The following is a 12,048-nucleotide window of genomic DNA, read 5'->3' on the forward strand; positions in this document are numbered from 1 at the left end:
GTATACAGGGCAACGGCAGTTGGCGGCCCTGACGTTTCATGGGTGCTGCCGGAGGGTCCGGAAGCGCCCAACTCGAGCGGCAGATCATACAGAACACGTTGACTTTGCATCCTTGTTCTATATTCTTGTATACACGCATCGCAACGATGGATGCAGACAAGGGTTTCCGGGTTCCGCCCGAGGACTGGCTTCCAAGGCAAGTCTCTGACGGATCTCGAGGGGCATCTCAAATACAGGAGGAGACAAATGATCATTTATGGAACGGCGATCCTCGCCGCCTGCCATCTGCTCGGCGTCTATATCGGCGACGTGCTGGGCAGTCTTATCGGGGTCAAGGCCAATGTCGGCGGCGTCGGCATCGCGATGATGCTGTTGATCGCAGCCCGGGTATTCCTCCACAAGCGCGGGCTGATGCCTGAAACCACTGAACTGGGCGTCGGTTTCTGGGCGGCGCTCTACATCCCGGTGGTCGTCGCAATGGCCTCGCAGCAGAACGTCGTGGCGGCATTGAAAGGTGGCCCGGTGGCGCTGCTGGCAGCGCTGGGCGCCGTGACCCTCTGTGCCGCCGTGATCGCTTTCATCAACCGCCTCGGACCGAAATCGCAGGACAGCAGTTGGCAAATCGGCACCGTGGCCGACGAAACCTGAGTGAGCCGGAGCGAATAGCATGGAAATGATCGAACACGCACTGCGCGAAAACTCGCTGGTGATGGCCTTCGCCTTCGTCGGCATCATCATGTGGCTGTCGGTGCACCTTTCCCGTTACCTGACTTTCGGCCGGGTGCATGGATCCGCGATCGCCATCGTCATCGGCCTGATCCTCGCCTACTGGGGCGGCATGGAGACGGGCGGCAGCAAGGGGCTGGCCGATCTGAAGATCTTCAGCGGCATCGGTCTGATGGGCGGCGCGATGATGCGGGACTTCGCGATCGTCGCGACGGCCTTCGAAGTGCATGTGGACGAGGCGAAGAAGGCCGGCCTGATCGGGGTCTTGTCGCTGTTCCTGGGTACCGTCATCCCCTTTGTCGTCGGGGCGAGCGTCGCGTGGTCCATGGGCTACACCGACGCGGTTTCGATGACCACCATCGGTGCGGGCGCGGTGACCTACATCGTCGGCCCGGTCACCGGCGCCGCGATCGGCGCGGGCTCGGATCTGATGGCCCTCTCGATCGCCACGGGGCTCATCAAGGCGATCATGGTGATGGTCTTCACGCCGGCCCTCGCCCGCTTCATGAAGCTGGACAGCCCGCGCTCCGCGATGGTCTTCGGCGGGCTCGCCGGGACGGTCAGTGGCGTGTCGGCAGGCTTGGCCGCGACTGATCGCCGCCTGGTGCCCTACGGCGCCCTGGTCGCGACCTTCCACACCGGCCTGGGCTGCCTGATGGGGCCGTCGGTCCTGTTTCTCGCGACGAAGGCGCTGGTGGGCTGATTCTCGCCAACCGACTCGCACCGTCTGACAACTCACGGATGAAAACCATGTACTTAGCCGATTCCCCGGGCCGCGCCTGGGACACGCGGGCGCGCAACCGTGCGCATCGCCTGGAGCGGGCGGCGAGTCTCGCGAACGGGCGCAACGTCGCCCCCGAGAACATCGTCGCGTTGCTCGAAGCCGTCATCGAACCGGGCGACCGCCTGTGCGTCGAGGGCAACAACCAGAAGCAGGCGGACTTCCTGTCGCGCGCGCTGGTGCAAACCGATCCTTCAAGGGTGCGCGACCTGCATCTCGTGCAGTCGGTGCTGGCGCTGCCGGAGCACGTGGACGTCATCGAACGCGGACAGGTCGCCCGGATCGACTTTTCGTTCTCGGGACCGCAGGCCGGGCGGCTGGCGCGGCTGGTCGAGAGCGGTCGCATCACGATCGGTGCAATCCACACCTACCTCGAGCTCTTCGCGCGCTACTTCGTCGATCTGACACCGCAGGTTGCGCTGGTCGCGGCGCAGGCGGCCGATCGCCACGGCAATCTCTACACCGGCCCGAACACCGAGGACACGCCGGCGATCGTCGAGGCCACGGCCTTCAAGGGCGGCATCGTGATCGCCCAGGTGAATGAGATCGTCGACACGCTGCCGCGCGTAGACATTCCCGCGGACTGGGTCGATTTCACGGTCGCGGCACCGACGCCCCACTACGTTGAACCGCTCTTCACGCGCGACCCGGCGCTGATCACCGAGACGCAGGTGCTAACCGCGATGATCGCGATCAAGGGCCTCTACGCGGAGTACGGCATCACGCGGCTCAACCACGGTATTGGTTTCGACACCGCGGCAATCGAGCTGCTGCTGCCGACCTACGCCGCTGAGCTCGGCCTGAAGGGCAAGATCTGCACGCACTGGGCGCTGAATCCGCATCCGACCCTGATCCCGGCGATCGAGGCGGGCTTCGTGCAGTCCGTGCATTCCTTCGGTTCCGAGGTGGGCATGGAGCGCTATGTCGCGGCACGGCCGGACGTGTTCTTCATCGGGCCGGATGGTTCAATGCGCTCGAACCGCGCGTTCTGCCAAGCGGCCGGCCACTACGCCTGCGACCTCTTCATCGGCTCGACGCTGCAGTTGGACCTCAACGGCAACAGCTCGACGGCGACCAAGGGCCGCATCGCGGGCTTCGGCGGGGCGCCGAACATGGGGGCCGATGCGCGGGGACGACGTCATGCGTCGCAAGCCTGGCTGCGTGCGGGACGCGAGGGGCGCGGCGACAACCCGATGCCGCGCGGCCAGAAGCTCGTCGCGCAGATCGTCGAGACCTTCCGCGAGCACATGGAGCCCGCTTTCGTCGAGCGTCTCGACGCGTGGGATCTGGCCGAATCCGCCGGGATGGACCTCCCGCCGGTGATGATCTACGGCGAGGACCTGACCCACATTATCACCGAGGAAGGCATCGCGAACTTGCTGCTGTGCCGCACGCCCGAGGAGCGCGAACAGGCGATCCGCGGTGTCGCGGGCTACACGCCGGTCGGCATGGCGCGCGACCGCCGCGCCGTCGAGAACCTGCGCGACCGGGGCATCATCCGCCGCCCCGAGGACCTGGACATCGACCCGCGGCTCGCGACGCGCGACCTGCTCGCGGCCCGCAACATCAAGGACCTCGTGCATGCCTCGGGTGGCCTCTACGACCCGCCCAAGAAATTCCGCAACTGGTAGGAGCCTGACGTGGAACGATTCGAAATCAAGCTGCCCGCCCAGCCGGCGGGCGCCCGACGGACCGCGCTGTGCGGGGTCGTGTCGTCGGGCAACCTGGAAGTGCTGGTCGAGCGCGGCGGTGACGACGCGGCCTGCACGATCGAGGTGAACACCTCGGCGCACGGCTTCCGCGAGATCTGGGAAGCGGTGCTCGCCGATTTCGCCAAGCGCCATTCCGCGGGGGGACTCCGTATCGCGATCAACGACGCCGGCGCGACCCCTGCCGTCGTCAGCCTGCGCCTAGACCAGGCCTTCGAAACCTGCAGGAGCGACAACCCATGAAGACGAAGCGCGTCAGCTATTTCGAGGCGAGCGCCCGCACGCGCGTCGCGGCGCTGGTCGATGAAGCGAGCTTCACCGAGTTCTGCCCGCCGGAGTTGCGGCTCACGAGTCCGCACCTCGCACGGCTCGATGCGCCGGTCGGCTTCGACGACGGCGTAGTCGTCGGCCGCGCGACGGTCGACGGCCGGGCGGTGCTGCTCGCGGCGCAGGAAGGCAAGTTCAACGGCGGTGCCGTCGGCGAGGTGCATGGTGCGAAGATCCGCGGGCTGCTTGAGCGCGCGCTGCGCGACAAGCCGGAGGCGGTGCTGCTGCTGGTCGACTCGGGGGGCGTGCGTCTGCATGAGGCGAACGCCGGGCTGATCGCGATCTCCGAGATCATGCGCGCGGTGCTCGCGGTGCAGGCCGCGGGCATTCCGGTGATCGCGCTCGTGGGAGGATCGTGCGGCGCCTTCGGCGGCATGGGGATCGTCACGCGGCTGTGCGACGAGGTGCTGATGTCCGAGGAAGGCCGGCTGGGGCTATCTGGCCCGGAGGTGATCGAGACGGTGAAGGGCGTCGGCGAGTTCGACTCGCGCGACCGCTCGCTGGTGTGGCGCGTGACGGGCGGCAAGCTCAGACGTGCGCTGGGCGAGGCGACGGGGCTGGTCGATGACGATGCGGCGAGCTTCCGCGAAGCCGTGATCGCCTGCCTCGATCGTGGCATCACCGGGCGTGATGCGCTCGACGACCTGGAAGTGCTGCAGGCAGCGCAGCAAGGGCTGCAACGGCGCCGCGAGCGTTTTGCCGAGACGCGCGACGGGCTCGAAGTCTGGCGCAGCGCCGGTTTCCCCGATCCGCAGGCGGTGCCGATGCTCACCGCCGATGCCTTCAACACACAGCTTGCCGGCTTGCAGGCGGAGGTCCAGTCATGAGTGATGTCATCGTTTTCGATCGCCTGTTCGGCGCCGGCCACGGCGTGGAGGTCCATGGGCACTTCGTGCGCGGTCGTGCCGAAGTCGCGGGCCGTCCGGTCGCAGTGATCGGCACCTGGGATTCTGCAGCCGTCGATGGCGATCTCGCGCTCGCGGTGTCGGGTGCGATCCTCGAGGTCGTCGCGGAGGATGCGAAGCGCACCGGGACGCCCCGCCCCATCGTCTTCATCGCCGACACCGAGGGCCAGGAGCTGTCGCGGCGTGAGGAGCTGCTCGGGCTCAACGGCTGCTTCGCGCACGTCGCGCGCTGCGTGGATCTCGCGCGCCGGCGCGGCCATCCTATCCTGACGCTGATCCACGGCAGGGCCGTGTCGGGCGGCTTCCTCGCCTTCGGCATGCTCGCCGATCGCGTCTGCGCGCTGCCCGGGGCGCAGGTGCGGGTGATGGACCTGCGGGCGATGTCGCGCGTCACGAAGATCGCGCTCGACCGCCTCGAAGGCTTGGCGAAGGAGTCGCCGGTGTTCGCGCCGGGAGCGGATAACTACTGGCGCATGGGGGCCGTCGACGAGCTGTGGCCGGAAGGTGGCGCGGACTGGGACGAGCGGCTGGCGGGGGCGCTCGACGCCGTGCTTTCGGCATCCCGGACGGACGGTCGTGCGGCCGTCGGCGCCGAGCGCGGTGGGCGGACGCTTGCGGCGCAGGTCGCGGCGACCGTGCTTGCGGCCTGAGTGACGGCAATGAGCGCACTGCGCCGCCACGACCTCGTCTGGCTCGATCCTGCCTTTCCGCTCGCGAAACTCGGCGTGACCGAGGACCATCGAGCGGAACTGGGCGGCTGGATCGCGCGCGGCCTGCCGCTCGTCGTCGGCCGCCAGTTCGGGCAACCGGGCGTGCGCCTCGGCTTCACGCTGCCAGGCATCGGTCCGCGGCGACGGGTCGAGGTTCGCGCGCCGCAGAGCGCGATCGTTGCGCACGAACCGCCACCGGCGCTGGAAAGCGTCGTTCGGGCCGCGCCCGAGGCGTGGCGCGAGCCGCTCCATGCAATCGCACACGCCTTTCACGATGCCGGGCTCCTCGCTCGCGCTTACGGGTCGCTGGTCACACAAGCCGTCACCGGAGAAGCGTGCGTGCGCCCGGGTAGCGACGTAGATCTGCTCGTCGATTGCGCAGGTCCGAACGAGACGCAGGTCGCACTTGCCATCCTCTCGACCTGCGGCGACCGCCCTCCCCGCCTCGACGGGGAACTGCGCATGCTCAACGGGTGGGCCGTCGCATGGCGCGAGCTGGCGACGACTCTCGCGGCAGGGGGGCAGCTTCTGGCGAAATCCGACGACGATGTCTGCCTGATGAGCGCCGATGGCTTTCTGCTGACCCAGGAAACAACCGTTCGCGCCGCGCCTATCGAAGCCCGGCCAGCGCCCTTCGATGAATTCATCGCTTGACCTTCCGGAGTCGTGCATGACAACCCTGGCCGCCCCTCTGCTGCAGCCCCTCGCCCGGCCCGAAACCACGTCACCGTGGCTCGCGCTCGACGCGCGCTGCCGAACGGCTCTGAAGCACGAGATCGACGCGTGGCCCAAGCCTGGTCTCGTGACGCCGGTGGATTCGGGCAGCCATCGGGACATGAATTACGCGACTTTCGTGGACAGCATTGCAGCCCTCGAAGGCTATTTCGCCCAGATCGCCAAAGCGGGGGCGCGTGACGCCGACTACGCCGACCTGCAGGTCATCGCGATCGCGGCAGAGGCACGGATGCTCGAGGCGACGCGCGGCGCCAACACGCATCGCGGCGCGATCTTCAATCTCGGCCTCCTCGCGGCCGCTGATGGCTTGCAGCGCACGACGAAGCGGTTCAAAGGACGGACCAGCGGCGAGATCGTTGCGGCCCGCTGGGGCGCGGCGATCCTCGGCTCGCGCGGCGCGGCGCCTGCGTCGCACGGGGAAGCCGTCTGGCAGCGCTACGGGGTCGGGGGTGCGCGCGAGGAAGCGGCCGCGGGCTTTCCCGACGTCTACGAGATCGGCCTCCCTGCCCTGCGCCATCTCCTCGCGCTCGGCGTCGACGAGGAGCAGGCGCTCGTCGGCACGTTGATGGCACTCATGGCCGAGCTTCCCGACACGAACCTGCTGTGGCGCGGCGGCGAAGCGGGCCTGCGCGACGTGCAGCAGGCGGCGTCCGCCTTCAACAGCGCCGGTGGCGTGCTGCAGTGCGACTGGCGCGAACGGCTGCTCGCCATCCACCGCTGGATGGTCGCGCGCAACCTCAGTCCCGGTGGCAGCGCGGACCTGGTCGCTGCGACATGGCTCGCCCATCAGCTCGATCGCGACAGCCAATGAAACTCGCGATCCTCTGCTCCGGCCAAGCCGGCCAGCACTGCGCGATGCTCGATGAGGTCCTCGGCGCGCCGGACTGCGCCGAACTCAGGGCGCTCGCGAGCGACGTGCTCGGGCAGGACGTTTCGGCCTGGTGGCGCGGGTTGGAGACGAAGCAGATCTTCACCAATGCGAATGCGCAGTTCGCGATCGCGCTGTACCAGATCGCGAACTGGGCGCGAGTCGCACCGCTCGTCCCGCAGCCGGCCGTCGTCGCCGGCTATTCCCTCGGTGAAGTGCTCGCGTGGCACGTCGCCGGCGCGCTCGACGCGGCGCAGACGCTGCAGCTCGTGCGCCTTCGTGCCAAACTGATGGACGGGCTCGCAGCCGGACTCGAAAGCGGCTCCGGCGAAGGCTGCATGCTCCTGTGGCGAGGCCGTAGCACGCCAACGATGCGAGCAGCACGCGAGCGGGCGATCTCTGCACATGGCGTCGAGATCGCGATCCACCGCCCGGGCGGCGATCTCGTGCTCGGCGGGCCGGAAGCCGCCATCGACGCCTTCGTCGCCGACCCGACCGTGCAGCACGCAGACCTCAAGCGTCTGCAGGTCACGGTGCCATCCCACACGCGCTGGCTTGCGGACGCGGTCGAACCCTTCCGCGACGCACTTGCCGCCTCGTCGCTCCGCGATCCCGCACTGCCGGTCCTCGCCGGCATCGACGGCCGCGTGTTGCGTCGACGCAGCGACGCGCTGGCCAGCCTTCCAGCCCAACTGGCCCGGCCGCTACACTGGGACTGGTGCCAGGAAACGCTCGCCTCGCTGGGCGTGGACCTGGCGCTGGAACTGGGCCCCGGCAACGATCTCGCGAAGTTGCTGGAAATGGGCGAAGCCGGCGTCACCGCACGGGGAGCCGAGGAGTTCGGCTCGGCCGCCGGACTTCGCGAATGGTTGGAGAGACATCAATGAAGCTGGGCCCCGTGCACATCGACGGATTTCTTGCAGCGATGCTGAGCGCCGTGGCGCTCGCGCTGCTCGCCCCGGGCATCGGACGCTCCGAAGGGCCCCTGCATCTCGGGACGGTGACGGGCCTCGGCATCGCGCTGGTCTTCCTGTTGCACGGGGCCAATCTCGCCCCCGAAAAACTCGTCGCCGGCATGCGCAACTGGCGGCTGCATCTCTTCGTGCAGACCTGCACCTTCGTGCTCTTCCCGGTGATCGGCACCGTCCTCGCCTTCGTGCTGGACGGTCATGTCGCGCCGGCGCTGCTCACCGGCGTGTATTTTCTCTGTGTGCTGCCCTCGACGATCTCCTCGTCGGTCGCCTTCACGGCGATGGCGGGCGGCAACGTCGGCGCGGCAGTGTTCAACGCGACGTTGTCGAACTTCATCGGCATCATCGTGACGCCCTTGCTCGTGAGCCAGTGGATGCATGCGACCGGTGCGTCGATGCCCATCGGACAGGCGATCCTCGGCGTCGCGGTGCAATTGCTGCTGCCCTTCATCGCCGGCCAGTTCCTGCGGCCGCACCTGCACGCCTGGCTTGTGCATCACAAGTCGGCGGTGAATCGCGTCGATCGCGGGGTGATCGTGCTGATCGTCTATAGCTCGTTCTGCGATTCGGCGGCCGCCGGACTGTGGTCCGGGCAAGGTTGGGTGGCCGTGCTTCAGGCCTTCGGACTATGTGTCGCGATCCTCGCCGGCGTGCTGTCGCTGACCTGCTTCGCCGCCCGCCGCTTCGGCTTCACGCTGGACGACGAGGTGGTCGCGGTGTTCTGCGGCTCGAAGAAGAGCGTCGCGAGCGGGATTCCGATGGCGCGGCTGCTGTTCGGATCGCGCCCGGAACTCGGAATGATCGTGCTACCGGCGATGCTCTATCATCAGGTTCAACTGCTGGTCTGCGCCAACCTCGCACGACGCTACGCGCGCGTCACGCACGCAGGCGCTTCGCGTTGACGCCAACGACGCGTCGATCAGCTTTCCTGCGACGCCCCGCGGAAATGCTCTTCGGCAAGCTGCGCCGCGACCGTCCATAGCGTGGGGGAGCCCCGCTCGATTGGCGGCCGGCAGCGCGACTCGACCTGCTCCAGCGTCACCTCGCACTCGACCCAGGTGCCGCCCTCGGTCGCGGCGTTGTGCAGCATCGGCTGGAAGCGGTCGAGCGCCTTCGCGAACTTCGCGTCGTCGCTCTGGGCCGCCTCGAACTCGAACCACAGCTCGCGGAACTCGGCCGCCTGCGCGTCCGGCAGCAGACCGAAGAGGCGCTCCGCGGCGAGCCTTTCCCGCTCGGCCTGCCCCTCGTGCGTCGCCGGGACGTGAAAGGGCACGTCGCCGGCGTCGATCTCGACGATGTCGTGGATCAGCAGCATCTTGACGACGCGCAGCACGTCGACCGTCCCGGCCGCGTGCTCCGCGAGCACCAGTGCGTACATCGCGAGGTGCCAGGAATGCTCGGCGCTGTTCTCGCGGCGCGAGCGGTCGATCAGCGGCGTCAGGCGGACGATGCTTTTCAGCCGGTCGATTTCCTTCAGGAAGGCGAGTTGCCGTTCGAGGTCAGGCAGGTTCACGATGCTGCGGTCTCCATCAGGCTGCGGGGGCGGCAGAGTCTATCAGCCCTGGGGCGCGCTCACGATCTGGTCGGGCCCGAAGACTTCGTAATGCACGCGCCCGGCGGGCACGCCCCACGAGAGCAGCGTATCGCGCTGCTTCATCATGAAGGGCAGCGGACCGCAGAGGTAATAGTCGGCATCGGCGAGCTCGACCCGGTCGCGCACGCGATCGAGATCGACGACACCTTCGAAGTGGTAGTCGCGGCCGGCGACGTCCGTCGCATCGGGCGCATCGTAGAAGACGACATGCTCGACGTGCGCGTGCTCGGCAGCGAGCTGCTCGACGTGCCCCTTGAGCGCATGCACGCGGCCATTGCGCGCGCCGTGCACGAAGATCGCGCGGCGCTTCGTCTGCGCGAGCGCGTTCAGCATGCTGATCATCGGCGTCAGGCCGACGCCGCCACTGACGAGCACGACCGGCGTATCCCGCTCCTCGTCGAGATAGAAGTCGCCGTAGGGCGGCGACAGGCGGACGCGGTCGCCGGCATTCACCGCGTCGTGCAGGCGATTCGACACGACGCCCTGCGGGTCGTTGCCTTCGCGTTTGACCGAGATGCGGAAGTAGCCGGTGTTGGGCGCTTCGGACAGGCTGTACTGGCGGATCTGCTCATAGCCCAGTTCGGGGATGTACAGCACGAGGCTGACGAATTGCCCTGGCACGAAGGGCGGCAGCGCGCCGCCGTCGGCCGGACGCAGGTAGAAGGAGGTGATCAGCTCGCTCTCGGCTTCCTTGCGCTCGACGACGAATTCGCGCCAGCCATTCCAGCCGCCGGGTTCGGTCGCCGATGCGCGGTAGAGTTCGGCCTCGGCGGCAATCAGCACGTCGGCGAGTTCGCCGTAGGCTTCTCCCCATGCGGCGATGATCTCGTCGGTCGCCGCCGCCCCGAGCACTTCGCGGATTGACGCGAGCAGGTGGCGACCGACGATCGGATAGTGCCCCGCGTGGATGCCGATGCTCGCGTGCTTGTGTGCGATGCGCGACGCGACCGGCGCGAGCGCCGCCGGGTTCTCGATGTGCTGCGCGTAGGCGAGCACGGCCTGTGCAAGCGCCTGTTGCTGCTTCCCGCCCGCCTGGTTGCCGAGGTTGAAGATGTTCTTCAGTTCGGGCTCATGGGTGAAGAGCCGGGTGTAGAAATGGGTGGTCAGCGCGAGACCGTGAGCCTGCAGCGCAGGGACGGTTGCCTGGACCAGTTCGATCGTGCGTTTCGAAGCCATTGGGGGTGATTTCCTATAAGATTCATTTTTTATACATCTTTGTGAGCGCGAGCGTACACGCTAGTCCCTACGGCTGCAAGTCGGGGGTACGATCGAGTGACGTGAACCCAGGAGACCTCGTATGGAAGACAAGGCAAACGACACCCTCCCCCTCGATGACCGCATCCTCGACCAGATGGCCGAGGCGCTGATCTACTCCGACCGAGACGGCATCGTTCGACGGTGGAACCGGGCGGCGGAGACGATGTTCGGTCACTCGGCAGCGCAGGCCCTCGGCCAGTCACTGGATCTGATCATTCCCGAGAACCTGCGCGCCGCGCACTGGCGCGGCTTCGACGCTGCGATGAAGAGCGGCGCGACCCGCCTGCACGGCCGGCCGACGCTGACGCGTGCGCTGCACCGCTCGGGGAGCCGGCTGTATGTCGAGATGAGCTTCGCGCTCGTCACCGACGAGGCTGGCGCGGCGGTAGGGTCGGTCGCGGTCGCACGCGATGTCACCGATCGGGTGGAGCGTGAAAAGGCGGCGCGCGGGGCGATGAATCCCTGAGGGAGTCCCGGCCGATGAGGGGGTGAGGCGAGAAGGGTCGAGGAACTACCGGCCAGGCCCGCCTGAGCGGGCCTGCCGTCAGCGCGCGATACCGAGAATCTCCCGCGCTTCGTCCGGCGTCGCGACCGGCCGCTCCATCTCGTGCGCGATCCGTGCGATGCGTGCCACGAGCTGGGCGTTGCTCGTCGCGAGCTCCCCTTTGCGATACCAGACGTTGTCCTCGAAGCCGACACGCACATGCCCGCCGAGCGCGATCGCCATCGCGCCGAGCGGCAGCTGCGCGGCACCGATGCCGGCGACCGTCCACGTCGCATCCGCCGGCAGCTGAGAACGCAGAAACATCAGCGACTCGGGCGTGCCGGCCATCGCGCCGGGCACGCCGAGCACGAAGTCGACGTGCACCGGGCCGGTCACGATGCCCTTCTTCAGCCAGCGCTGCAGGCTGTGCAGCATGCCGGCGTCGAAGATCTCGAACTCCGGTTTGACGCGCAGTTCCTTCATCGCGTGGAGGAAGTGCTCCATCTCGGACGGCGGGTTCAGGAACACATCGTCGCCGAAGTTCACCGAGCCCATCGACAGCGTCGCCATCTCGGGCCGCAACTCCACCGGCGCTAGGCGTTCGGCGGCGGTCATGCCTACGGCACCGCCGGTCGACACCTGCACGATCACGTCGCAGCGCGCGCGCACCTTCTCGATGATCTCTGAGTAGATCGCCTTGTCCTGAGTGGGTGTGCCGTCCGGGTAGCGGGCATGGACATGGACGATGGACGCACCGGCCGCCGCGCACTCCTCGGCGGCGCGGGCGATCTCGTCGGGCGTGATGGGCAGCGCGGGCTGCTGCGCGCGCGTGACTTCGGCGCCGGTGAGCGCCGCGGTGATGATCAGTTTTTCCATGTTCAATAATGTCGCACATAGATGCGGTTCGGCCTGAGCCGTACCGCTTTGTTCATGAACGGAGCGTCACAGCTGCCCGCATGCCCTTCGGCGGGTTCAGGGCGA

At 67.7% G+C, this 12,048-nt stretch carries 14 protein-coding genes; 11 read left to right on the top strand and 3 right to left on the bottom strand.

All coding sequences use genetic code 11. The features are described from left to right. Positions 1-246 precede the first annotated feature (246 nt). Genes madL through VJ673_RS16760 form a run of 10 tightly spaced genes read left to right on the top strand, consistent with a single transcriptional unit; the run spans position 247 to position 8,634 of the window. Complete coding sequence (gene madL, locus VJ673_RS16715) at positions 247-648, top strand: malonate transporter subunit MadL (protein ID WP_324127282.1); 402 nt, start codon at positions 247-249, stop codon at positions 646-648. A 19-nt stretch (positions 649-667) separates the two neighbouring features. Continuing rightward, on the top strand, positions 668-1,429 hold the full coding sequence (madM, locus tag VJ673_RS16720; protein WP_324127283.1) for a malonate transporter subunit MadM: 762 nt from the start codon (positions 668-670) through the stop codon (positions 1,427-1,429). A 47-nt stretch (positions 1,430-1,476) separates the two neighbouring features. Beyond that, positions 1,477-3,138, top strand: coding sequence for a malonate decarboxylase subunit alpha (gene mdcA / locus VJ673_RS16725; protein WP_324127284.1), 1,662 nt, complete (start codon positions 1,477-1,479; stop codon positions 3,136-3,138). Between the two features lie 9 nt (positions 3,139-3,147). Then, positions 3,148-3,459, top strand: coding sequence for a malonate decarboxylase acyl carrier protein (gene mdcC, locus VJ673_RS16730; protein ID WP_324127285.1), 312 nt, complete (start codon positions 3,148-3,150; stop codon positions 3,457-3,459). Next, positions 3,456-4,370, top strand: coding sequence for a biotin-independent malonate decarboxylase subunit beta (locus tag VJ673_RS16735; RefSeq protein ID WP_324127286.1), 915 nt, complete (start codon positions 3,456-3,458; stop codon positions 4,368-4,370). The genes mdcC and VJ673_RS16735 overlap by 4 nt, the downstream gene beginning before the upstream one ends. Beyond that, positions 4,367-5,098: a biotin-independent malonate decarboxylase subunit gamma gene (gene mdcE, locus VJ673_RS16740; protein WP_324127287.1), complete on the top strand. Its 732-nt coding sequence runs from the start codon at positions 4,367-4,369 to the stop codon at positions 5,096-5,098. The genes VJ673_RS16735 and mdcE overlap by 4 nt, the downstream gene beginning before the upstream one ends. A 9-nt stretch (positions 5,099-5,107) precedes the next feature. Continuing rightward, on the top strand, positions 5,108-5,812 hold the full coding sequence (mdcG, locus tag VJ673_RS16745; RefSeq protein WP_324127288.1) for a malonate decarboxylase holo-[acyl-carrier-protein] synthase: 705 nt from the start codon (positions 5,108-5,110) through the stop codon (positions 5,810-5,812). 16 nt (positions 5,813-5,828) lie between these two features. Further along, positions 5,829-6,704, top strand: coding sequence for a triphosphoribosyl-dephospho-CoA synthase MdcB (gene mdcB / locus VJ673_RS16750; RefSeq protein WP_324127289.1), 876 nt, complete (start codon positions 5,829-5,831; stop codon positions 6,702-6,704). Continuing rightward, positions 6,701-7,648 carry an ACP S-malonyltransferase gene (locus tag VJ673_RS16755; protein WP_324127290.1) on the top strand — a complete coding sequence of 316 codons (948 nt, stop codon included), beginning with the start codon at positions 6,701-6,703 and terminating at the stop codon, positions 7,646-7,648. The genes mdcB and VJ673_RS16755 overlap by 4 nt, the downstream gene beginning before the upstream one ends. Then, entirely contained in the window at positions 7,645-8,634 is a 990-nt protein-coding gene (locus VJ673_RS16760) for a bile acid:sodium symporter family protein (protein WP_324127291.1), read from the top strand. Before VJ673_RS16755 ends, VJ673_RS16760 begins: the two co-directional genes overlap by 4 nt. Positions 8,635-8,651: 17 nt before the next feature. Here the strand turns inward: VJ673_RS16760 and VJ673_RS16765 are convergent, their stop codons facing one another. Further along, positions 8,652-9,245 (bottom strand): HD domain-containing protein, encoded by a 594-nt coding sequence (locus VJ673_RS16765; RefSeq protein WP_324127292.1) that lies wholly within the window; start codon positions 9,243-9,245, stop codon positions 8,652-8,654. Positions 9,246-9,287: 42 nt separating this feature from the next. After that, the gene (gene hmpA, locus VJ673_RS16770) at positions 9,288-10,502 is read right to left on the bottom strand and encodes an NO-inducible flavohemoprotein (RefSeq protein ID WP_324127293.1); all 1,215 of its coding nucleotides are present in this window, start codon (positions 10,500-10,502) and stop codon (positions 9,288-9,290) included. Positions 10,503-10,623: 121 nt separating this feature from the next. Between hmpA and VJ673_RS16775 the strand changes: the two genes are divergently transcribed. Continuing rightward, on the top strand, positions 10,624-11,049 hold the full coding sequence (locus VJ673_RS16775; RefSeq protein WP_324127294.1) for a PAS domain-containing protein: 426 nt from the start codon (positions 10,624-10,626) through the stop codon (positions 11,047-11,049). A gap of 78 nt (positions 11,050-11,127) precedes the next feature. Here the strand turns inward: VJ673_RS16775 and kce are convergent, their stop codons facing one another. Then, on the bottom strand, positions 11,128-11,943 hold the full coding sequence (gene kce, locus VJ673_RS16780) for a 3-keto-5-aminohexanoate cleavage enzyme (protein ID WP_324127295.1): 816 nt from the start codon (positions 11,941-11,943) through the stop codon (positions 11,128-11,130). Positions 11,944-12,048: the final 105 nt, after the last annotated feature.

This window comes from Aromatoleum sp. (assembly GCF_035254505.1).
GTDB lineage: Bacteria > Pseudomonadota > Gammaproteobacteria > Burkholderiales > Rhodocyclaceae > Aromatoleum.